This window comes from Sporolactobacillus putidus, assembly GCF_014647035.1.
GTDB classification, from domain to species: Bacteria; Bacillota; Bacilli; order Bacillales; family Sporolactobacillaceae; genus Sporolactobacillus; species Sporolactobacillus putidus.
The window spans coordinates 30835-51004 of record NZ_BMOK01000005.1 but is presented as its reverse complement, the minus strand read 5'-3'; the positions used below and the strand labels follow the sequence as shown (position 1 = coordinate 51004).

Annotated in this window: 24 protein-coding genes; 4 read left to right on the top strand and 20 right to left on the bottom strand. The window is 43.3% G+C overall.

What is annotated here, in order from left to right:
* Positions 1-178: 178 nt before the first annotated feature.
* The 7 genes from IEX81_RS07200 to IEX81_RS16830 all read right to left on the bottom strand — a co-directional run bounded on the left by IEX81_RS07200 (position 179) and on the right by IEX81_RS16830 (position 3799).
* Positions 179-496: a type II toxin-antitoxin system RelE/ParE family toxin gene (locus IEX81_RS07200; RefSeq protein WP_188802408.1), complete on the bottom strand. Its 318-nt coding sequence runs from the start codon at positions 494-496 to the stop codon at positions 179-181.
* Positions 480-764 carry a type II toxin-antitoxin system Phd/YefM family antitoxin gene (locus tag IEX81_RS07195; protein WP_188802407.1) on the bottom strand — a complete coding sequence of 95 codons (285 nt, stop codon included), beginning with the start codon at positions 762-764 and terminating at the stop codon, positions 480-482. The genes IEX81_RS07200 and IEX81_RS07195 overlap by 17 nt, the downstream gene beginning before the upstream one ends.
* Before the next feature lie 181 nt (positions 765-945).
* Positions 946-1578, bottom strand: coding sequence for a LysE family translocator (locus IEX81_RS07190; protein WP_188802406.1), 633 nt, complete (start codon positions 1576-1578; stop codon positions 946-948).
* A gap of 100 nt (positions 1579-1678) precedes the next feature.
* Positions 1679-2014 carry a hypothetical protein gene (locus IEX81_RS07185; protein ID WP_188802405.1) on the bottom strand — a complete coding sequence of 112 codons (336 nt, stop codon included), beginning with the start codon at positions 2012-2014 and terminating at the stop codon, positions 1679-1681.
* 305 nt (positions 2015-2319) lie between these two features.
* Positions 2320-2886 carry an LOG family protein gene (locus tag IEX81_RS07180; protein ID WP_188802404.1) on the bottom strand — a complete coding sequence of 189 codons (567 nt, stop codon included), beginning with the start codon at positions 2884-2886 and terminating at the stop codon, positions 2320-2322.
* A 161-nt stretch (positions 2887-3047) separates the two neighbouring features.
* Positions 3048-3695 carry a GNAT family N-acetyltransferase gene (locus IEX81_RS07175; RefSeq protein WP_188802403.1) on the bottom strand — a complete coding sequence of 216 codons (648 nt, stop codon included), beginning with the start codon at positions 3693-3695 and terminating at the stop codon, positions 3048-3050.
* A gap of 17 nt (positions 3696-3712) precedes the next feature.
* On the bottom strand, positions 3713-3799 hold the full coding sequence (locus IEX81_RS16830) for a MarR family transcriptional regulator (RefSeq protein WP_188802609.1): 87 nt from the start codon (positions 3797-3799) through the stop codon (positions 3713-3715).
* Positions 3800-3888: 89 nt separating this feature from the next.
* Between IEX81_RS16830 and IEX81_RS16570 the strand changes: the two genes are divergently transcribed.
* Positions 3889-4074, top strand: a complete 186-nt coding sequence (locus IEX81_RS16570) for a DUF5391 family protein (RefSeq protein ID WP_229727512.1) — start codon at positions 3889-3891, stop codon at positions 4072-4074.
* 26 nt (positions 4075-4100) lie between these two features.
* On the opposite strand, the gene IEX81_RS07160 is transcribed toward IEX81_RS16570, so the two are convergent.
* Both IEX81_RS07160 and pdxR read right to left on the bottom strand, forming a co-directional pair.
* Positions 4101-5312, bottom strand: coding sequence for an aminotransferase-like domain-containing protein (locus IEX81_RS07160; protein ID WP_188802402.1), 1212 nt, complete (start codon positions 5310-5312; stop codon positions 4101-4103).
* A gap of 64 nt (positions 5313-5376) precedes the next feature.
* Positions 5377-6879, bottom strand: coding sequence for a MocR-like pyridoxine biosynthesis transcription factor PdxR (gene pdxR, locus IEX81_RS07155; protein WP_188802401.1), 1503 nt, complete (start codon positions 6877-6879; stop codon positions 5377-5379).
* A 226-nt stretch (positions 6880-7105) separates the two neighbouring features.
* Between pdxR and IEX81_RS07150 the strand changes: the two genes are divergently transcribed.
* A complete protein-coding gene (locus IEX81_RS07150) occupies positions 7106-7738 on the top strand; it encodes an NADPH-dependent F420 reductase (RefSeq protein ID WP_188802400.1) in 633 nt (210 codons plus the stop codon).
* A 280-nt stretch (positions 7739-8018) separates the two neighbouring features.
* Here IEX81_RS07150 and IEX81_RS07145 read toward each other — a convergent pair whose 3' ends face one another.
* The 5 genes from IEX81_RS07145 to IEX81_RS07125 all read right to left on the bottom strand — a co-directional run bounded on the left by IEX81_RS07145 (position 8019) and on the right by IEX81_RS07125 (position 12341).
* Entirely contained in the window at positions 8019-8321 is a 303-nt protein-coding gene (locus IEX81_RS07145) for a type II toxin-antitoxin system RelE/ParE family toxin (RefSeq protein WP_188802399.1), read from the bottom strand.
* Between the two features lie 3 nt (positions 8322-8324).
* Positions 8325-8708 (bottom strand): hypothetical protein, encoded by a 384-nt coding sequence (locus IEX81_RS07140; protein WP_188802398.1) that lies wholly within the window; start codon positions 8706-8708, stop codon positions 8325-8327.
* A 356-nt stretch (positions 8709-9064) separates the two neighbouring features.
* On the bottom strand, positions 9065-11374 hold the full coding sequence (locus tag IEX81_RS07135; protein WP_188802397.1) for an ABC transporter permease: 2310 nt from the start codon (positions 11372-11374) through the stop codon (positions 9065-9067).
* Positions 11374-12075 (bottom strand): ABC transporter ATP-binding protein, encoded by a 702-nt coding sequence (locus IEX81_RS07130; protein WP_308424067.1) that lies wholly within the window; start codon positions 12073-12075, stop codon positions 11374-11376. The genes IEX81_RS07135 and IEX81_RS07130 overlap by 1 nt, the downstream gene beginning before the upstream one ends.
* 14 nt (positions 12076-12089) lie before the next feature.
* Positions 12090-12341, bottom strand: a complete 252-nt coding sequence (locus IEX81_RS07125; RefSeq protein WP_188802395.1) for a hypothetical protein — start codon at positions 12339-12341, stop codon at positions 12090-12092.
* A gap of 127 nt (positions 12342-12468) precedes the next feature.
* On the opposite strand from IEX81_RS07125, the gene IEX81_RS07120 reads away from it, so the two are divergent.
* Complete coding sequence (locus IEX81_RS07120; RefSeq protein WP_229727511.1) at positions 12469-12786, top strand: winged helix-turn-helix transcriptional regulator; 318 nt, start codon at positions 12469-12471, stop codon at positions 12784-12786.
* 683 nt (positions 12787-13469) lie between these two features.
* Here IEX81_RS07120 and IEX81_RS07115 read toward each other — a convergent pair.
* The 3 genes from IEX81_RS07115 to IEX81_RS07105 all read right to left on the bottom strand — a co-directional run bounded on the left by IEX81_RS07115 (position 13470) and on the right by IEX81_RS07105 (position 15436).
* On the bottom strand, positions 13470-13784 hold the full coding sequence (locus IEX81_RS07115) for a helix-turn-helix domain-containing protein (protein ID WP_229727510.1): 315 nt from the start codon (positions 13782-13784) through the stop codon (positions 13470-13472).
* Positions 13785-14002: 218 nt separating this feature from the next.
* Positions 14003-14917 carry a 2-dehydropantoate 2-reductase gene (panE, locus tag IEX81_RS07110; RefSeq protein WP_188802394.1) on the bottom strand — a complete coding sequence of 305 codons (915 nt, stop codon included), beginning with the start codon at positions 14915-14917 and terminating at the stop codon, positions 14003-14005.
* Positions 14918-14977: 60 nt separating this feature from the next.
* Positions 14978-15436, bottom strand: coding sequence for an Lrp/AsnC family transcriptional regulator (locus tag IEX81_RS07105; protein WP_188802393.1), 459 nt, complete (start codon positions 15434-15436; stop codon positions 14978-14980).
* A 152-nt stretch (positions 15437-15588) separates the two neighbouring features.
* Between IEX81_RS07105 and IEX81_RS07100 the strand changes: the two genes are divergently transcribed.
* Positions 15589-16869: an APC family permease gene (locus tag IEX81_RS07100; RefSeq protein WP_188802392.1), complete on the top strand. Its 1281-nt coding sequence runs from the start codon at positions 15589-15591 to the stop codon at positions 16867-16869.
* A 362-nt stretch (positions 16870-17231) separates the two neighbouring features.
* Here IEX81_RS07100 and IEX81_RS07095 read toward each other — a convergent pair whose 3' ends face one another.
* From IEX81_RS07095 to IEX81_RS07085, 3 genes are all read right to left on the bottom strand, one after another.
* Positions 17232-18620 (bottom strand): sensor histidine kinase, encoded by a 1389-nt coding sequence (locus tag IEX81_RS07095; protein ID WP_188802391.1) that lies wholly within the window; start codon positions 18618-18620, stop codon positions 17232-17234.
* A complete protein-coding gene (locus IEX81_RS07090; protein ID WP_188802390.1) occupies positions 18608-19300 on the bottom strand; it encodes a response regulator transcription factor in 693 nt (230 codons plus the stop codon). Before IEX81_RS07090 ends, IEX81_RS07095 begins: the two co-directional genes overlap by 13 nt.
* Before the next feature lie 68 nt (positions 19301-19368).
* Positions 19369-20124, bottom strand: a complete 756-nt coding sequence (locus IEX81_RS07085) for an ABC transporter ATP-binding protein (protein ID WP_188802389.1) — start codon at positions 20122-20124, stop codon at positions 19369-19371.
* Positions 20125-20170 lie beyond the last annotated feature (46 nt).

The window sequence follows — 20170 nt, the reverse complement described above, 5'->3', positions numbered from 1 at the left end:
GACCGAGGATTCCTCTTTCATGAAAAAAGACCGGCAGTCAGAGCTGCTGGTCTTTTTTCATTTCAGACGACTTTTTCCAGATGCCTTAACTATATTGACTTCATGACTTTCTTTATCCTAAAAAATCTTGTTCACAACAAGATACTCATGAAGAAAATGAAACGAGCATGATCAGGGACTACACGAGCCACCCGTAATCTTGTCTGCAATCAATAATATAATCAACATATACCGTTTCGTTTTTAACTTGATAAATTATTAGATAGCGTTTGCTTAACAGCAACTTTCTGTATTTATTAACCGGCAGGGATTTATCGGAAAGCCAGGGATTTCGTTCGGGAACTGTCTCCAAAGATCCGGCTGCCGTTTCAAAATCACCAATCAATCTTTGCGCAGCCTCTTCGCTGACATTTGCAAGAAACCGGGCATGAGATACAAGCATTTCTGCCGCTGACTCCGACACAATAACTGTATAGTGTTTATTCCTGTTTTCCATCTGAAACCTCATGAACGGCTTTTCGCATGAGTGAAGCTGTCTCAGCAATTGTGTATCCCTGTTTTCCGCTTAATCTGTCCTCTTCTGCCGCTACCAAATGTTCTCTTAGTCTCAGCATACTTTCACGTCGTGTAAATGCTTCAATGTCCATAACGACAAGGTCGCCTTCACCATTTTTTGTCAGATAAACCGGCTCGCCGCTTTTTTTGCATATTTCCGCTATTTCATTGTAGTTCTTTCTTATCGCTGCTGAAGGCTTTATTCTCATGATCCACGCCCCTTGTAGCAAAATTATACACTTATTATATCCTTATATGACTACACAAATCAATGGTAACCCTATACATCTTTAACTCGTGATGAACTCAGGAAACAACTCCGTCAGCCTTTAAAAACATGAATGGAACAAAAGTCTTGGTAGACCAGAATCGATTGATCAAATACCAACTTCACTTTTTCTTGTCAAAAGCTAAATTAAACGCCAACAGGCATAAAACTCCAGCCATGAAATACTTTTGAACCATCTTCCATACCGGTCGGTCTCTTAGTATATGTGACACTTGGCCGGCGAATAAAACGATGAATAAGTTGACTGAAATACTGATGATAATTTGTGTGAGTCCAAGTATTCCGATTTGCGAAGCTAATGGACCATTATGGGGATTCTCAAATTGCGGCAAAAGCGAAATGTAAAGAACGGCTATTTTGGGATTTAATAAATTCGTCATGAGTCCATTGAAATAAAGTGTTTTAAAGGTTTTATGAGGAACTTGATGAGGTTCAAAAATCGATTCGCTGCCGGGTTTGATCGCATTCCATGCCATCCACAATAAATAGATGATTCCGGCCACTTTAATAGAGGTATAAAGCAAAGGGACAGTTTCAAAAATAAAGCTTAATCCCAGTATTGTCGCTATAACATAAATAACAAATCCCGTGACAACTCCTAACAAAGAAAAAAAGCCCGCTTTTTTACCTTGAGTGAGAGAACAAGATACTAAATACATCATATTTGGTCCAGGTGCACACACAATTCCCAAAGCTACCAACGAAAATCCGATTAAAGTAACTGAGTCTACCACGGTCCCATCACCTTTTGGATATATTTTTTCATAGTGTATCACACATCACAATAAATTCTCTATTATCCCACTTGCTCATTCAAGTCGGCAAAATACGTCTTCAAATATTACAACTAAAGATTACGGCGGAAGGCGATATATTCCGCTGAGCGGCGATATTTTTTCGCGGAAGGCGATATATTCCGTTGAGCGGCGATATTTTTTCGCGAAGGGCGATATTTTTCACTGAGCGGCGATATTTTTTCGTGGAGGGCGATATATTCTGCTGAGCGGCGATATTTTTTCGTGGAGGGCGATATATTCTGCTGAGCGGCGATATTTTTTCGCGAAGGGCGATATTTTCCGCTGAGCGGCGATATTTTTTCGCGAAGGGCGATATATTCTGCTGAGCGGCGATATTTTTTCGCGGAAGGCGATATATTCCGCTGAACCCCATGATAGCGAAGAATCGCTCTAAAATTAGAATTTATCGACCTTAGATACATAAAATTTTTTTAGAAATAAAACATTCTACAGATTATTCCATCTGCATGAGTTAAAGGGATACTCACATTCTCTATTTTAACAGCAATCGAGTTATCTCATTTTGAAGTGTTTAACAAAACTGCTCCTGATGCTGATAAACGGAACAATGGCGCAGGCCTTGCAGAGAATAGAAAAAGCAACGCACGAGATTCAGTTAAACTAGAATCAGCGCACGTTGCCTTTTTTTACCAACACGACTCAAGTGTTTCGCTTTGATCAATTATAGGTTTTTATTTTTAGAGGGCTGTAACTTTCAAACTGCCGACTGATGGAATCGATCGAATCGGCAATGATTATTTTCTCCCTGTTCTCTTGGCTGAGAAAGTGCGATTCTACCATTTTATCAGCAAAGGCAGCCAATAAATCATAGTAGCCGTCAATATTGTAAAAAGCACAGGGTTTTTTATGCAGCCCGATTTGTCCCCATGTAAGGGCCTCGAAGATTTCTTCCATCGTCCCAGTGCCGCCTGGCAACGCAATAAAGCCGTCCGAAAGCTCCATCATCTTCGCTTTTCTTTCGTGCATAGAATGGACGACGTGCAACTGAGACAACCGAGGATGAGCGATCTCCCGCTGCTGCAATAGTTCAGGAATGACGCCGATCACTTTCCCGCCGTTCTCAAGAGCAGCGTCCGCACACGCGCCCATTATCCCTACTGAGGCCCCGCCGTAGACTAATTCGATATGATGATCAGCCAGCCAATAGCCCAGTTCCCGTGCTCCGTCTAAATAGCTTTTCTTATCTCCGCTGCTTGAGCCACAAAAAACAGCCACTCTTTTCATGTACGCACCTCTTCGTTAACACCATATAAGGTATCGTTTTGTTTATTAAAACACTATATATGGTATCACAATAAGAAGTTTATAAAAAGTACAGATGAAAAGCCGATCACCGTATTTCCATATTTGAAGCAGTATACGTGAACCGACTGCCGCGAAAATCTTCAGTCCAATAACAGCTCCCATTTCTCTTCTGTTATGCTATGACTCGTCCATTCCTGATTTTCGTGCTGCTCGACCAAATGAAATCCTATACTTTTATATAAGTGACGCGCAGCCTTTAAATCACTGACGGTCCAAAGGATAACTTTCTTGTATGCATGCTCGCGGCAAAACTGTATGGCCTTATTAAGCAGTTTATGGCCAAAGCCTCTTCCCCTGAGCGACTGATCCAGAAGAAACCAGCGGAGCTGAGCGGCTGCATCTGTTTCTTTTACAATGGCGATCACACCTTTTGGATGATGGCTCACATCAAGAATCCATATGTTTTCCTGATCAGCATCATAATGATCAGAGAAGGAAGCAACCGCATCAGCCACATACTGCACAAATTTTTCATTATAGCCATATTCCCGATTGTATAAATTCCGATGAGCTTCGATAATAAATGGCAAGTCCCCCTTTTGAAAGGATCGGATATGCTCCTCAGATGGATAATCCAACAAGGTTTTGATTGTCCTCATGGCGGACAGGACTTGATCCTTCTTTTCTGATTCCAGAGTATTCAGTAGCTCTTCAATCTGCAGGTTGGACCTGCTCTCCAATTTCCCAAGTCTCCGGATACCGGAATTCGTCAGCGTGATCGTGTTCATCCGTTTGTCGCCAGCTGTTAATCGGCAATCAGCCCGCTGTTCTCAAATTTCTTTAAGATTCGGCTTAAATAGCCGCGATCTATATCCAGTTTTTCGATCAGCATTTTTGCCGTACACGCTCTGTGATCGCGGCTTCACTTTCTCCTCTTGCAGATTCAGGACCGGATGCCAATAAATTTTTGCCGGCTTTGGCATGTGGACGGCAATAGGTACCGTTCTCGCATTTTATTTGCTTCCTTTACTCGTTTATTTTGCAGGGGTTAATACAATGCTATTGAGAGCTATCAAATGGTTTATTTTATTATTTATGTTATATATTTACATTTTTAATATAAAAGCTCTCTCCCGTTATTCCGCATGTTATGAATCTATTTTTTGATTAATGGATTCAATCAGCTTCGGATCTTATTCATCTAGTACAGGTGCAGTGCCACTATTTACGGAATTTTTAAGAACCGCGCCCAACCGCTTCATGCCTTCAACGATTTTTTCTTCAGGCATGTTTGAGTAATTTAATCGGAATGTGTTGTTCTTTACACGACTTGGGTAGAAGGCACGACCCGGAACAAAGGCGACACGATGTTTCAGGCATTCTTCAAAAATTTCCTGCGTATCGACGGATTCAGGTAATTCAACCCAAAGGAACAGACCGCCTTCCGGAGCGCTATGTTTGACTTGTTCCGGAAAGAACGCTTTAATGCAGTCAATCATTTTCTGACGTCTCGAAAGATAAACTTTCCGGATATCCCGAATATGCGCTTCAAGGTCAAAAAGCTCGATATACTTTGCCGTGATTCTTTGGGCAAAGCTGTCGGTATGCAGATCGGCGGCCTGTTTGAACATGACGTATTTTTCAACAAAAGCGGAATCCGCACAAATCCAGCCCAGGCGCAGGCCCGGCGCAAATATTTTTGAAAAGGTACTGAGATAGACGACGCGGCCCTCAGTGTCTAAGCTTTTTACAGGCGGCAGCGCTTCTCCGGAAAAACGGACAGCACCGTAGGGGTTATCTTCTATGATCAGCACATCGAACCGATTGGCAAGTGCAATCATCTTTTTTCGCCGCTCCAGACTCAGTGTCCGGCCGGTTGGATTTTGAAAGTCCGGAATTGTGTAAATAAATTTGGCATCAGGATGGGCTTGAAGCGCCTGTTCCAGTTCGTCCATGAGCATCCCTTCTTCATCCATAGGCACTTCGACAAAGTTGGGATTGTACACACGAAAGGCCTGAATCGCCGCAAGATAAGTCGGACTCTCGCAGATGATCGTATCCCCTTCATCAAGGAACAGCTTGCCGGATAAATCGAGCCCTTGCTGCGAACCTGTGGTCATCAGAATATTTCCTGCTGTTGTCTGAATACCGATTGCCTCTAATCTTCGGACAACTTCCTGACGAAGAGGAAGATAGCCTTCGGTCGTGCTGTATTGCAGGGCCTGTTCCCCGGATTCGGTGAGTACGGCTTCACAAGCCGCCTTCATCTCTTCAATCGGGAAAAGTTCCGGAGCCGGAAGGCCTCCTGCAAAAGAAATCACTTCCGGTCTTTCGATTACCTTCATAATTTCTCGTGTCGCTGAGGATGTGACACGTGTTGAGCGCATAGAATATTTATTGTCCATCAAAAAAATCCTCTCCCACCTACTATTTTTTATTAAAATATCTATTCATTCAAAAAAGCGAGCTTTAAACAAGGGGTCTGTACTCCTCGATAATCGAATCCATTTTTGTATTGTGTTTGCTCAATTTCTTCACAGCCTCGATGAAGATCGATATCCCTTTTTCAATGCGTTCTCTCGATTCATAAGTAAAATTCAATCGCAGCAAGTGTTCTCCGTCGCTTTCCTGTGGATAGAAGACGCTGCCGGGCGTGTAGAGTACGCCCTTAGAAGCGCACAACGAAAGAAGCTGTTTCTGCGGGATCGTGTATGGAATTCTGCACCAAAGATAAAAACCGCCGTCCGGGACATCAAATCCGACCAGTCCCTCCGCCTGTTTTAAAGCGGAAACCATAATGTTTCTCTTCTTCTCATAGATCGTTAGTTCACGTTCTAAATGCGGTTCATAATGTCCTTCCCGAAGGAACTGATCCAATACATACTGTGCCGGTGTGTTCACATGGAGGTCGGTAATTTGCTTCAGCAAAGTGAATTTTTTCCTCACGGGTGCCGGCGCGACAACCCATCCTACGCGCATCCCCGGGAAAAGCACTTTGGAAAATGTGTTTAAATAGATGACATACCCATAATGGTCCAGCGCTTTTAACGGAGGCAGCTTCTGCGGGAGGAAGCGGATTTCGCTATATGGATCATCTTCCAAAATCGGGACCTGATACTTATAGGCGATACGCAGCAATTCCATCCTTCGCTCCAAACTCATCACAATCCCTGTCGGGTTATGAAATGTCGGAATCGTGTAGATAAATTTGGGCTTATATCGTCCAAGCTGTGCCTCAAGCACATCGGTACGGATTCCTTCACGGTCAAGCGGAATGCCGATAATCCTGGCTCCAGCTGCTCTGAAACACTGGATTGCCTGCAGAAAGGTCGGCTCTTCTACAATCACCGCGTCTCCCGGAGAAAGAAAAGTTCGGGCCGCAAAGTCAATCCCCTGCATCGAACCGGAAAGAATCATCACTTCCTTAGCGGATGTGGAAATGCCTCGGCGCTCCATCAATTGACTTAAGCTTTCCCTGAGCGGATAGTACCCCTCAACAGCACTGAGATTCAGCACTTCGCTAGTACAGGCACTGTCGTTCTGAATGATCTTCAGTTGATTAATGGGATACAGTTCCGGCGCGCCGACACCGGCGGCGAAAGAGATCGTGTCTTGCCTGCTTCCGACATCCATTAAATCCGTAATCGTATCACTGACATTTTCCAGCTTTTTTTCAAATAGAGGATACCAGGACAGTGGAAAGACGTTTGGGTTTTCACGATGTGACGGTTCCTTTTTATCCGTGACAACGGTCCCTTTTCCTCGGTACGATGCGACAAGTCCCAAAGCTTTCAATTCATCATAGGCCCTGACCACCGTCGTCCGGCTGACATCATTTTCAGCAGCCAGTTTTCTTTCCGGTGGCAGAACAAATCCTGCGGGAAGCGTTCCCGAGAGTATTTGTTCCTTAATGCCGTCGATAAATTGCCTATACACGGGCAAGGAAAGCTCTTTATTAATCTTTAGCCGCATAACATCCCTCCCTTTTCGCTGTCTCTGTTATTCGTCAAAAAGGTTATTCTCATCATAGCACGCCATCATTATTTTTAAATAACCAATTGGATATATCCATTAGAGTCCAATTTCCAATGTGCCGTGCTTAGATCCGCTTTAAAAATGGCATAAGTCGTGTTGTTAGACGCAAATAGTGGTGAATGCTACACTGAAGCTGTTTAAAGAAGGGAGAGAGTCATTTACAATGAAAATCGGATTTATCGGCAGCGGTCATATCGGAGAGGTTGTTGCGGCAAGCGTTATTCAAGCGGGACATTCCGTCGTGATGTCGAATTCACGCGGACCGGAAACACTGACTGAACTGGTACGGAAGCTGGGCCCACATGCAGAAGCGGCTACATCGGAACAGGCGGCGCGAGAAGGCGATATTGTTGTCGTCACGGTTCCGCTGCGCGCGCTTCCTCAGCTTCCGACGTCTGGACTGGCCGGAAAGACAATCATTGATACGATGAACTACTATCCGCAGCGCGACGGTCGTATTGCAGCCCTCGATAATGGATCTGCAACGACGAGTGAACTTACGGCTGAGCATTTTCCTGATGCTCATGTTGTCAAAGCGTTTAATTCAATCTATGCGGCCGATATCGAGACAACGGCAAAACCAAAGGGTGATCCGGAGCGGCGAACCCTCCCGATTTCCGGAGATAATGCCGAAGCAAAGAAAGCCGTCACTGACTTGATTGAGTCGATTGGCTTTGATGTCTACGACGCCGGACCCCTGCATGAAGGTTTTCGTTTTCAAAATGGCACACCGGCTTACTGCGCGCATGTCAATCGAACAGATTTAATTGATTTATTAAATCAAGCGAAAGAATGATGTGCATACACTAAGTTTTCTATAAATCAGATATAAGTAAATTATAAAAGGCCGAACATGATCAGATTTTTTTCTGATCTGTTCAGCCTTTTTTACAATTGGTCTTTTGTTTCTATCGTGCCTTGGAATAGGCAGTCGCCTGAAGGTTAAGACAGATTAATTTTCCACCTCTTTCATCAGTTGTTACGGGTATCTCAACCTTTTCACTGGATTGTCGGATCTAAAATTTAATGAGATCACCCACCCTAAAATTAGCAAAAATCGAAAAAGGGTTCTCCTGTCAACGACCAAGCCGTCGCCTGAGTTCCTGATAGAAATTCTCTCGTGTACTGAACATCATGATGATGATTATACGATCGCTTTCATTATGGTCGATTCGATAGGTTAATTCATAGTTTGTACCCTGATGATACAAATCAACGGAATAATAACCTGCAAGATTGTATTTTTTCGTATCCCCAATTGTCGGGTCATGCCTTATGGCTTCAATGGTATCGTTTATTCTTCCGTAAAACTTTTTATCTTGTTTTTTTATTTTCTTGATTTCCTTGATCGCCTTAGGATGAAATTTGATACCCAGCATATTCTATTTATTATCCTCGCTATCTTTCTCAGGAAAACGGTCCAAATAATCGTCCAAGGACATATCCGGCGTCATGATCTCAGTTTCTCGAGCTTCCCCCGCCTTTTCATCAAACATTTCCCGAATAGCCGCAGGGATTTGTTTCTTAACACGGGAAAATTCGTTAAGCAGTTCTTGACCTGATAATCCCCGGCTGATAAGGTCTCTTAAAATTTCTTCGCTGAAGTCCATACCTTCTAACGCACTGACAGGTTTTATAATCAAACGTTTCCCAATGTCGTCATATTCGACAATAGCTTCACTTGCAAAACCGGCATCCTCATAAAAATCAGCAGGTATCGTTAATTGTCGTTTACTCGATATTTTCATTCGTTTTGATTTTTGCATAACTGAAGCACTCCTCCGGACCTTCGTTGCTTCCATAGTATGCTCCTTCCCGCATCTAAAATACACATTTTTCTTGATTCTTTACTTCCAAACTTTCCTTTTTCTTATTTTAGAAAAATAAATAAGAGCCGTCAACAAAAAAAGCTTTTAATCTTTATACACTAAATAAATTATAAAAGGCCGAACACGATCAGACTTTCTTTCTAATCTGTTCAGCCTTTTTTACAATTACTCTTTTGTTTCTATCGCTTCGTAAATATGCAAAGAATCATTATTGTAAAAAATCCGACAAATAAAAACTTATTAAGTTAGAAAATTAGATTTGCTACTATTATCTGGTGTATTTTAAGAAATAATTATTCCACTCCTTTGATGGCTTCAATCATATCCAGCTTCTTGATTCGTTGACCAATTAAGAAAGTAGTAGTCAGAGCACAACCGATGGTAATAATTGAAGCAATAACTAGATTTAATTGACTGATTGACGGATAATACTTAATCTGATAGGTAGAAAACGTGCTTACATACTTAGCCAAAAACCAGAAGCCAAATGGTAATCCGATAATCCAACCGATTAGAGTGGTGGCCCAGTTTTCGCGCATAGTCAGTAAACGAATTTCATTACGGTGAAAGCCGAGCACCCTAAGTGTCGCATAATCTCTGCTTCTTTCCGCAAAGCTCAGTGAACCCAGATTGTAGAGAACAACAACTACGAGTAAAATTCCAAAAGCTTGAATCAAAAGGAAAATACTCTGAAAGTTATTAACAAGGTCAATAGCATTAGCCCTTTGCTTTTTAATAGTGACCAGTTGGCTACTAATGCCATTCGTTTTTAAAAGTTCTTTGTTCTTATTAGATAACACTCCTTTCATCAACAAGGTTTGAGGTAAAAAGTCTCCACCATGATTTTGCCAAGTTTGTTGCGTCAGGTAAACCCCTTGAGGAACGCTCGATTTAACAATGCCTTTGACTACCATCTGGTAAGATTTTTGACTTGTTGAGACATTAGTTAGCTTGATTGTTTGTCCTGGCTTAATGTGGGCTGATTGAGCTAGTCCTTCAGTGACATAGATTCCACCGTTGTTTATATGCTTACCACTGGTAGTTATAACATTGATTAAATCTCCTTTACTAATAACATTTACAATATGGTTTATACCGTCATCCGGGCTTATTCTAGCCGTTAAGGTTTCTAGCCATTGACCATTTACATTAGTTAGTAACTTATGGACGTTTAACAGATTGTTAGTTGAAGTAAAGGTATAACGCTCCTGGTATTTAAAATCTTGACCATAAGACTGCGATACTTGACTATACATTGAATCATGGACACCAAAGCCGGCAATTAGGAGTGCCATACCTCCACAAACCCCAACAACTCCCATCAAAACTCGGATTGGATTAGCTAAGCTATCCCGCCAAGTCCAGCGACTACCATAGCTTAACCGTTGCCAAAGGGATGGAAAAATTTTTTCTAAACTAACTTGATGCGTCTGTTTAATATTATTACCACGTAGGTAAACAGCTGGTAAACCACTTCGAGCATTATGTGAAGCGATAAAGGCTGAAATAGTACTGATTAAAATAACTAAAGCAATAATGCCAAAAGAATTCCATGTGTAAGCAATCTGCCAGTTGGGTAGAGAAAACATCGTTTTTTGGGTTTGTAAGACAAATAGGGACATGCCGGGTGAGACCGCTGTTCCGACTAATGCTCCCAAGGTGCTAACAAGCAGTCCATAAGAAGCGTAGTGCCAGCTAATTGACCGATTTGAATATCCCAAAGCCTTTAATGTCGCAATTTCTTGAGTTTGTGATTCGATTAAACGACGAATGGTTGTATACATGGCTAGGATTGCTAAAAGAATAAAGAGTGTCGAAAACATAATTGACAAATTGCGAATCTGACCAACTCGGTCTAAAGCAGTCGATACTTCTGGTAAAGTTTGGCGATTGTAGTAAGCAAGATAACGTAAACCAAGAATCTTTGGTACTTCTTCTCTAATCTTTTGATTATTAGAATCACTAATTTCTAGTAGATTGGCCTGACCCAAATAATGGAAATCATTTTTTAAGGTTTGCTGGGTGATTGTTCCAAAACCATAACTCTGGTAATTTGGAGCGACAAAGTCGTTAGTACCGGTGTAATAAATCCGACTTGGGGACCTGATCAGACCGATAATTTTTAGGATGACCGTCCGTTGATCATAAGAAACCGTAAGATGATCGCCAACTTTTAAATTGTGTGATTGGGCAAATTCAGTATTTAAGTACATGCCGCTCTTTTGGGATCCAAGTTCTTTACCCGATACAAGAACTGGTTTATTTAAGCTTTTCGTTCCCGGAGTTTCTAGGGTCAGATAGTTTTTATTATTGTGACCATCTGAAGTCGTAACTTGAATCGTTGTCTTTAACGAAATCTGGCTGATACCACTGATCTTTTTAATCTTATTAACATCCCTTGCAGTCAAGCTAACTGCGTTAACCCAGGAATCAGCCAAACGGTTGCTTTTCATGTATGCATTTAAACTAGCATCCATCCCATGCCAAACACCTTCTAAACCCGTGTAAATCAGAACACTTAAAAAAGCCATCAAAAAAACAGAAAAAAATTGGGTCCATCGGGATAAAATATCTCGTCGCAGTTTGCGATTGAGGAATTTCATTACCAAGCCACCTTCCTCGGATCCATCGGGGCAGCATTGTCAACGATTTTGGCAATCTTACCGTCGTGTAAATGAACGACCCGGTCAGCGATCTGGGCAATCGCAGCATTATGGGTGACTAGAACTACCGAAGTTTTTTGGTTACTTGCATCTTTAAGTAACTGAATGATTTTGCGGCCAGTTTGCGAGTCCAATGCTCCAGTTGGCTCATCACATAATAATAATTTTGGTTTTTTAGCCAACGCTCGGGCAATTGCCACGCGCTGCATTTCTCCACCTGAGAGCTGACTGGGAAAATTATTTTTGCGGCTAGTTAAGTCGACAGCTTCTAGATATTTTCCAGAATTAGCATCATTTTTAGTAAGGTTAGCGGCAATTCCGATGTTTTCTAAAGCAGTCAGATTAGGAATTAGGTTATAGAATTGAAAAACGAAGCCGACAACTTTCCTTCGATACTCGGATAGTTGATGGTCACTCAACTCGGTTAAGTTAGTATCATTGATTTCTACAATTCCTCTAGAAGCTCGATCCATTCCACCTAATAGGTTTAAAGTAGTACTTTTACCTGATCCAGACGGGCCTAAAATTACTGTGACCTTACCTGCTTCAATTTCAAAGCTGACGTCATTTAAAGCGAGAACTTCTTGTTCACCTAGATTGTATATTTTACTTACATTTTGAAATTTAATCATTTTTGTCACGTCACCCCAGTTATTTAATACTTTGATATAATTTTGATTTTTTCTTTTAAAGTTGGTTCATGATATTGTTCTATTATTCTTTTAGAAATGGATTCCCGATTGGTAGTGATAATTTTCTTTGCTTGTTCAATAGCCTTTGGTACAGGCACGACAATTGGCAAATTAAGTAAGCTAATTATTTTTTGTAGTCTCGCTTCTAATGAACCTCCAAAGTAACATTTTTCATGGTCACCTAATAGCTGATCAACTGGATAATTCGATAACATAGTACCCTCTCTTTTCTCCTGCTTGTTTCTAAATTAATTGCATTTTAGTCTATTAGATTTCATAATTAAAGTAGGGTAAAAAAGTAAAGCAGCAGTAAAAAAAAACGGATTTATTGAGGAGGTAGCTATGGCGATAGATAAAAATATTTTGGATTGTCCAATTGAACCGGTGGTCAATATCTTAAGTGGCAAATGGACACCTTTAATTTTGTGGGAAATATCGATTGGCAATAATCGCTATGGTAGCATTCATAAGCGTTTACCAGAGATGAGTACAAGAACGCTATCACAACGCCTACGTATGCTTGAAAAAAATGGCGTAGTCAATAGAAAAGTGTTACCCACAATGCCGCCTACGGTGAAATATGAACCTACTGAAAAAGGTTTGGCCTTAAAACCGATTTTATTTGCTATGAGATCTTGGTCAGAGAAATATTGTAATTAATGGCAAAAAAGTTGCCTATATATATTTTTCAAATATCGAACACCACTAAAAAAAACGATATTTAATTAGTTACCACGGATCTTAATACTAACCAGGACCCATCAGGAAAATAGTCGAGGATTCTTTGGACCAGTCTATTGAGCCATAATTCAGCTATTTGTGATCGACCTCTTAGGTGCTTGAATTTGCACATGGCCTTTTTGACGAGTCTTCGATTAAGGCAAGATATGGTGTAATGAACCATAAAGGGACAGAATCTCGTTAAATAATTCAACCGCTTACGCACCATTGGCTTGATCATCGTAGCGATTTATTCCACTTTGAGGTTTACATGTTTGTGGAGTTTCATTTCTTTAATTTTCCCTTGAAGAAAGCTCACACACGAATATAAGTAAGCTCTGAACATTTAGTGACACGGTTGAGAGCGGCCATTAGAAAATAACGAGTGACGCGACCGAAAGAATTAATATCTGACATTTTGGCTCTAAAGTTTTTTCCTTTAGCAAAGGCTGAACACGATCAGACTTTCTTTCTGATCTGTTCAGCCTTTTTTACAATTACTCTATGCAGAGGAAAGCTTTAACCACGGATATCCGGCGCGTAGAAAAACGATACAACAATGAAATCACGAAAAAAAAAATAAACGCTTTACAGAATTACTCCGTAAGCGATCAACTTTATAGTCATGCGCCTAAATCCTTGGCAATTTCGATATTTATTGTAGCCCTCATACCCAAAGCCTTCATCACATTTTCAATTTTTTCTGTAGTTGCCCCATAGTATTCGTTTCTTTCATCTCTGGACACTTGAGCTTCACTTACCTGAAGTCGTTTAGCTAATTCGAATTGTGGCATATTCAAATAAATTCTATAGGCAATAAGTGTCTTTCCTATGTCTGTAAATTTATATATTGGATTAAAGGTGCCACGCTTGATTCGTTCATAGTATTCAACTTCTGCCTTCAACGGCTGCCCCATATTCGCTTCGTCTTTATTCACAATGAACTTCTTTACACTTTAATATTCCATTTGGTATAGAATATCCAGCCGAAAATAATATAATAAATACCAAGTACAGCGAGCGAGAACACGAGCGGCGTATCATTTCACAGCTATGGGCCGATCGTATACTGTGTCAGATTCAGTTTGGCAAACAAAATATGTTTAACCCAATCGGAATCGGACCCGCTCAGGTGAGTAAAAATCGTAGAGTCCTCTTACAGCATCTTTTCGTACACTTTTAAATTCTGATCCACAACTTTCAACAAGGGTGCATCGACGTCGCATTCTTTCGCTAACTTCAGCAGATAGCCTTGCAGGTGCGCCCTTTCGATTAATGAACCTTTTTCCATATCCCGCTGCATAGAAGATTTCATATCATATCCGATAGCTTCGATCGTTTTCATATGCTTTTCAACAATATTTTTGTCAATGGGCGCATGACAGGCATTCATAATCCGGGCTCCTTCTTCCAGCAACTGCCGGATAAAACCCCGCCCTCCATCGCTTTCACGGATAGGCCCGATCGGTGCACGCATGAGCGTGGTCACGCCGGACATCACAGTAATGAATAAATATTTATGCCACATATCCTGCTCAATATGATCACTCAGGACAAAGCTTGCTTTTGTACCATTGAATACATCGGTGATCCGACGTATCCGTTCCGAATCCGTGTGCTTGATTTCACCAAAGACAAGCCGGTCTGCCGAACTCGTTTGAACAACGTCTCCCTCTTCATTCAGTGTGGTTTCGATAAAACATAAACCGCCAATGACCTTATCAGCGCCAAATGCCTGATTTAATTGAGAAAGATGGGCGATGCCATTTAGCAGCGGTAAAATAACCGTATTCTCGCCGACAAATGGTTTTAAATCGCTAATGGCTTCCTCCAGATGATAGGCTTTCGTTGAAAATAAGACTAAATCAAACGGGGCTGCAGCGTCCGTTTTTGTGATCAGCTTCGGAGTACAGGAAAAATCTCCGTTCACACTGCGGATAACCAGGCCGTTTTTCTCAAGCTGCTGCTTTCGCCCGCTACGGACGAGAAAAGTCACGTCTTCTCCTTTTTCAATTAAACGGCCTCCAAAATAGCCTCCGATTCCTCCCGCTCCTACTACTAAAATGCGCATAGAAAGTCCCCCGTTTCCAAACACGATAATTTTGTTTCATTGTAGCACAAAATGACGATTTTATTGGGTTACGGAATTCAATCGCATGCTCTTCAGTTGAGTAATAGGCTTCTGTTCAACCGGCGAAGATAAAACAATAAACGTTGTGGGTTTGCCGTACTTTAAACAGGCATTAATGTAGTCTTCCAAAGTGTGAACGGATTCAGTCACGACTTTCGTTAAGTAGCTGTACATGCCGGCGATCCGATGGCACTCGATAACATCAGGATGGCCAGCAGCGAACTGTGCGTATTTTTTACAGTCCTTCGGTTCCATTAAAACAAATGCAGTCACCTGTTTATTCAGCTTTTCCGGGGAAACCAGCGCATAATATTTTTTGATCACGCCTTGTTCTTCCAGTCTTTTTACGCGTTCAGTAACGGATGGAGAAGTCAGCCCTACTTTTTTGCCTAATTCAATCATGGTCAGGCGCGCATTTTCCTGTAATTGAGAAAGGATATTCAGATCGATTTCATCCATAAAAGGATGCCCCCTTAATCATTAAAGACATCATTCACATTTTCCTTAATTTATATTATTTAAGTCATTTATTTTATTAATTATATCATGTCATTCTTTCATTAAACTATATAAAATGATTTAAAATACATAGATGCAAAGAGGAGATCATCTTGGCTGAACACTCATTAAAACGGTCTATAACCTGGATTCAGGGCACGGCGTTAACTGTTGGCGCAGTTCTCGGGTGCGGAATTCTCGTTTTGCCTTCCATTACCGCAAACCGTGCGGGACCGGCTTCCATTTTGTCCTGGATCCTCATGTCTCTGTTGGCTTTTCCTATTGTTGTGACCATTGCACATCTGGCAAAAATCATACCGAGTGCCGGGGGAATTACAGCATATGTTGAAAGGGCTTTTGGTTCGAATACGAGTTCATTATTAAGCTGGATTATGTTAGGTTCCATTCCTGTAGGTGTGCCCATTGTTGCGTTAACAGGCGCCTATTATGTAAATGATGTTCTGCCGATAAACATATGGGGAATTGTCGGCATTGCAGCCCTGATTCTGGCCATTTCTCTGCTTCTGCACGTTAAGGGGATTGAACTTTCAGCCAAGGTCGGTGTTGGAGTTATTTGTGTTATTTTGGGCTTATTAGTCACGGCTGTTGTGGTCGCCATCCCCTACGTCAATCACCACGCCTTTTCTCCATTTGTTCCCAATGGCTGGTTATCCGTAGGTTCAACATCCGTCATCATCTTTTTCTCATTCGTGGGTTGGGAAATGATTACGCCCTTGGCAGAGGAATTTAAGAAGCCTGAAAAAGACATCACGATCAGCTTATTATTGGGAGCTATTTGCATTTCAGTTTTATACATTTCCATTTCCTATGTGACCATAGGGACCCATTCATATGGGTCAAAAAGTGGAATCACATCATTAAGTCTTCTTATTTCAAAAGGGTTAGGATCTGCCGGGACTTTACTGACAACTGCTCTGGCTTTATTTATCACGTTCAGCAGTGTCCACGCAAACATAGCCGGATTTTCAAGGATGGTCTATGCTCAGGCAAGAGAGGGAAACTTTCCATCTTTCTTTGCGGCATTGCATCCGGAGCATCAAACGCCGGTAAGAGTTTTAGCCGCTTTAGGCGGGATCTTCAGTATCGTTTTAATTCTATATGGTTTTGCCCGACCCGATTTGGGGACCCTTTTAAAAGGACCTAGTGTAATCTTTATTACTTCTTATATACTGACCATGCTGGCTGCTGCAAAAATCTTAAAGCCACTGACTATTGGCTGGCTGATGGCCTTCTTTTCATTAATGATCAGCGTCATCCTATTATTTTTCAGTGGCTGGGCAATACTATATCCGGTTGCCTTATCCCTCGTTGGTGGACTCTATATCTGGAAGAGAAAACGGCAGTTAAAAGAAAGCAAGAATTTATGCCGTTAAAATAAGCCGGCAAAAGATGCCGGCCTATTTTTATTCATCATATTCCGATGACACGGTTTCTGCGTTCCATCCAAATGACATCGTGCCACGCTCCATCAGGCATTTGAGCAATCTTTTCCCTGAACCCAATCTCTCTGAATCCGCATTTTTTTATGTAGTGCAAGGCTTGCACGGTTTTCTCTTGTGAGGGCAGACTGCCATGTCCAGAAGCCATTGTTTTCTGATTCCCTGATCAAGTGCTGCAAAAGGCCGTTCCAACTCCCCTGCTATATATGTATACGCCTACATTATAGCAGGCTTATTTACTGTGCAAATAAAGCTGCGTGCGGCTCATTTCGGAGTAACGAGACCATTATGCACCCTTACAATGGCAGTGAAAAACACACGTCCGTGCCGCTGCCGAGCACACTGTCGCACTCAATGCGCCCTCCGTGGCGTTCCACGATATCTTTTGCAATGCAAAGGCCCAGGCCGGAACCGGGGATATTCTGCGTCCGGGCTGTGTCACCGCGGTAGAATCTGTTGAAAACAAAAGGAAGGTCGTTTGCCGCGATACCGCTGCCATTGTCTTTGACGCAGACAATAAGCTCAGCGGCTTCCAGCTCAAAATGAATGTCTATCACGCAGTCTCGCTGCCTGTATTTGATACTGTTGGATACAAGATTCTGCATGACCTGTGTGATCCGTTTGCGATCAATCGTGATCAGCACATCCGGGATTTCACCAGCGGAGAAAGCAACGCCCGAGTGCGCCGCGTCAAGCGATAGCTCCCCACAGACATCTTCAAAAAAAGCCTGCGCGTAAATTTCCTCCAAAACAATGGGCAGTTCGCCGAGCTGTGCCTTTGTTTCTTCAAGAATATCGTCGATAAGCTTCGTCAAAAGCCGTACCTTTTTCAGCATCAGGCCGGAAAGTTCATTGATGCGTGAGGGGCTGTCGGCGATGCCGTCACGAATTTCTTCCGCATAGCCAGAAATGGCGGCAAGAGGAGTTTTCAGATCATGGGATACACAGGCGAAAAGCAGCCTGTCGGCGTTGAGCAGGTCATTTTCGCGACGGAACGCAGCTGAAAGTTCATCACGCATGGCCTCGAAATCATGGCACAGCGAACCTATTTCGCCGGCGTCATCATAAAGCAGCCGGGTATCCAAATCGCCATGCAGCATACGCCGGGTCGAGCCATGCAGCAGCTCAATCGGAACGAAAAGGTCATTTTTCAGAAGATGGACGATAAAGAAAAGCAGCAGACATGCACCCGCAGCCAGGAAAAAGAAAAGCGACGACATGACCAGCCATGCTGCATTTGGGGTGCTGTAGTCTTTTTTATCAGCCGTCACAAGCAGCATGCCGCTGAGTGAACCGTTATGCATGACGGGGGAAACAAAAGTAAGCATTCGCCCGTCATTTTTTATACCATTGGGACCGGAGAGTGTGTGCAGGTCTGCAGTATCGCCTTTGCGGTACATGGCAACGGTTGATTCAAGCACCCTGCCATTGGCGCCGAAAAGGGCGTAGTGCGCTTTTTCTCCTTTACCAAGCGTGCCTTTTTCCGCCTGAATCACAAGAGCGTTAAAATCGACACGCATATGGCGGTCGTCAAGTGTATCAGAGGCGAGACTGTGCACGGCAAAAGCCGCAAGAACAGCAAGGACGAAACAAATGGCGCCCGCCAAAAAAAGCAGGCGCCTTATCCGGCGTTGGATTACACCGCCTTCCTGTTTCTGCCGCACGCGGGGAGTCACTTTTCCCATTTATAACCCACTCCCCAAACGGTTTTTACGTATTGCACGTTCGCCCTGGCGAGCTTTTCGCGCAGCCGGCCGACGGTCACCGCCACGGTGTTATGGTCCACATAATCCGCGGTGCCCCAAAGGGCTGTAAGCAGCTGCTCCCGGGAAAACACTTGCGATGGGTGTGCGCAGAAGTATTCGAGCAGGCGGAACTCTTTTGCCGTAAGCGGCAAGGTTTCACCGTTCACCGATGCCGTGAAAGAAGCCGGATCGACAATCAGCGTGCCGCAGGTCATTCTCGCGCCCGCTCCCGCAGCCGGCCGCGCCCCGAAGGCCACATACCGGCGGATGTGAGATTTTGCGCGGGCTACCAGTTCAACCAGCGAAAAGGGTTTAGTGAGGTAATCGTCGGCTCCCACGCCGAGAGAAACAAGCTTATCAAGATCGGAACTTTTGGCGGAAATGATGACGATGGGAACAAACGAAGCCTGCCGGATTTGCCGGCAGACTTCGATACCATCTATCTTCGGCAGCATGATGTCGAGGAGAACAAGTGAGGGTTCGAAATTGCGCGCCTCCGAAACAGCCGACTCGCCGTCGTACGCATGCCACACGGCAAATCCCTCTTTTTTCAGATAATCCTCCATAATTCCCGCAAGATCGAGGTCATCTTCCACAACAAGCACTTTTTCGTTTGCCATCCCACCGCCTCCTCAGATGACCTTATTGTCTCACAGAGGCTGCCAGGCAGCAATTGGTGTTCGGTAAATCACCAGCCGTGCTGCTGTAAAAAGGCGAAAATAGTTTCTTCACGCCTGACCTGCTCATTTTTATCATAGCTTCCGAGGAGCAGGTCGCCTTCAATGCGACCGTCCGAAAGGTAGACAAGACGCGAGGCACGTGCCGCGGCCTTGAGGTCGTGCGTCACCATCACAATGGACTGCCCGGCCTGCACAAGCTGTGAAAGAATATCGAGCACCTCAAGCCCGGCGGCAGAATTGAGCGCGCCCGTCGGCTCATCGCAGAATATAACCTGGGGCTTACCGATAAGGGCGCGCGCAATGGCAACGCGCTGCTGCTGCCCACCGGACATCTCCGAAGGGTATTTGTCGCGTTCCGCGGCAAGACCGAAACGGGTTAAAAGCGCCTTTGTTTTCTCGTTGACCTGTGCCTTGGGCGCACCGCCATAACCGCAGAAGGCAACATTTTCAAACGCCGTCAGATCAGGAAGCAGGTTGGCGCTCTGGAATACGAAAGAGATATCCTTTTTGCGGATGGCGGGAATCTCCTTGTCCGGAATCCGCGCGATATTGCGGCCCAAAATCTCTACCGTGCCGCTCGTCGGCCTGTCCATTGTGGAAAGCGCGTATAAAAGCGTGGACTTTCCGCTTCCGCTCGGCCCCATGATGACGGTGAAATCCCCCTTGAAGATTTCGAGGTTCAGATTTTTGAGCACGTTGACGCCGTTCTTGCCGAGGATATAGCTTTTGCATAGTTTATCTGTTTTGACAATGGCCTTTTTCATATGTGAGCCCTCCATACTTGCAATGTATTCGTATTCGAAATACCTT

Coding starts and splice junctions, on each gene's coding strand:
- IEX81_RS07145 (WP_188802399.1), bottom strand. CDS start 8,321: ATGCTGGGTATCAAATTTCATCCTAAGGCGATCAAGGAAATCAAGAAA.
- IEX81_RS07180 (WP_188802404.1), bottom strand. CDS start 2,886: ATGAAAAGAGTGGCTGTTTTTTGTGGCTCAAGCAGCGGAGATAAGAAA.
- IEX81_RS07195 (WP_188802407.1), bottom strand. CDS start 764: ATGAGAATAAAGCCTTCAGCAGCGATAAGAAAGAACTACAATGAAATA.
- IEX81_RS16830 (WP_188802609.1), bottom strand. CDS start 3,799: ATGCTGATCGAAAAACTGGATATAGATCGCGGCTATTTAAGCCGAATC.
- pdxR (WP_188802401.1), bottom strand. CDS start 6,879: ATGCGGCTAAAGATTAATAAAGAGCTTTCCTTGCCCGTGTATAGGCAA.
- IEX81_RS07160 (WP_188802402.1), bottom strand. CDS start 5,312: ATGGACAATAAATATTCTATGCGCTCAACACGTGTCACATCCTCAGCG.
- IEX81_RS07090 (WP_188802390.1), bottom strand. CDS start 19,300: ATGGCAAACGAAAAAGTGCTTGTTGTGGAAGATGACCTCGATCTTGCG.
- IEX81_RS07185 (WP_188802405.1), bottom strand. CDS start 2,014: ATGGGGTTCAGCGGAATATATCGCCTTCCGCGAAAAAATATCGCCGCT.
- IEX81_RS07120 (WP_229727511.1), top strand. CDS start 12,469: ATGGCGATAGATAAAAATATTTTGGATTGTCCAATTGAACCGGTGGTC.
- IEX81_RS07200 (WP_188802408.1), bottom strand. CDS start 496: ATGGAAAACAGGAATAAACACTATACAGTTATTGTGTCGGAGTCAGCG.
- IEX81_RS07175 (WP_188802403.1), bottom strand. CDS start 3,695: ATGAACACGATCACGCTGACGAATTCCGGTATCCGGAGACTTGGGAAA.
- IEX81_RS07135 (WP_188802397.1), bottom strand. CDS start 11,374: ATGAAATTCCTCAATCGCAAACTGCGACGAGATATTTTATCCCGATGG.
- IEX81_RS07105 (WP_188802393.1), bottom strand. CDS start 15,436: ATGGATGAAATCGATCTGAATATCCTTTCTCAATTACAGGAAAATGCG.
- IEX81_RS16570 (WP_229727512.1), top strand. CDS start 3,889: ATGTGGACGGCAATAGGTACCGTTCTCGCATTTTATTTGCTTCCTTTA.
- IEX81_RS07095 (WP_188802391.1), bottom strand. CDS start 18,620: ATGGGAAAAGTGACTCCCCGCGTGCGGCAGAAACAGGAAGGCGGTGTA.
- IEX81_RS07150 (WP_188802400.1), top strand. CDS start 7,106: ATGAAAATCGGATTTATCGGCAGCGGTCATATCGGAGAGGTTGTTGCG.
- panE (WP_188802394.1), bottom strand. CDS start 14,917: ATGCGCATTTTAGTAGTAGGAGCGGGAGGAATCGGAGGCTATTTTGGA.
- IEX81_RS07085 (WP_188802389.1), bottom strand. CDS start 20,124: ATGAAAAAGGCCATTGTCAAAACAGATAAACTATGCAAAAGCTATATC.
- IEX81_RS07125 (WP_188802395.1), bottom strand. CDS start 12,341: ATGTTATCGAATTATCCAGTTGATCAGCTATTAGGTGACCATGAAAAA.
- IEX81_RS07140 (WP_188802398.1), bottom strand. CDS start 8,708: ATGCAAAAATCAAAACGAATGAAAATATCGAGTAAACGACAATTAACG.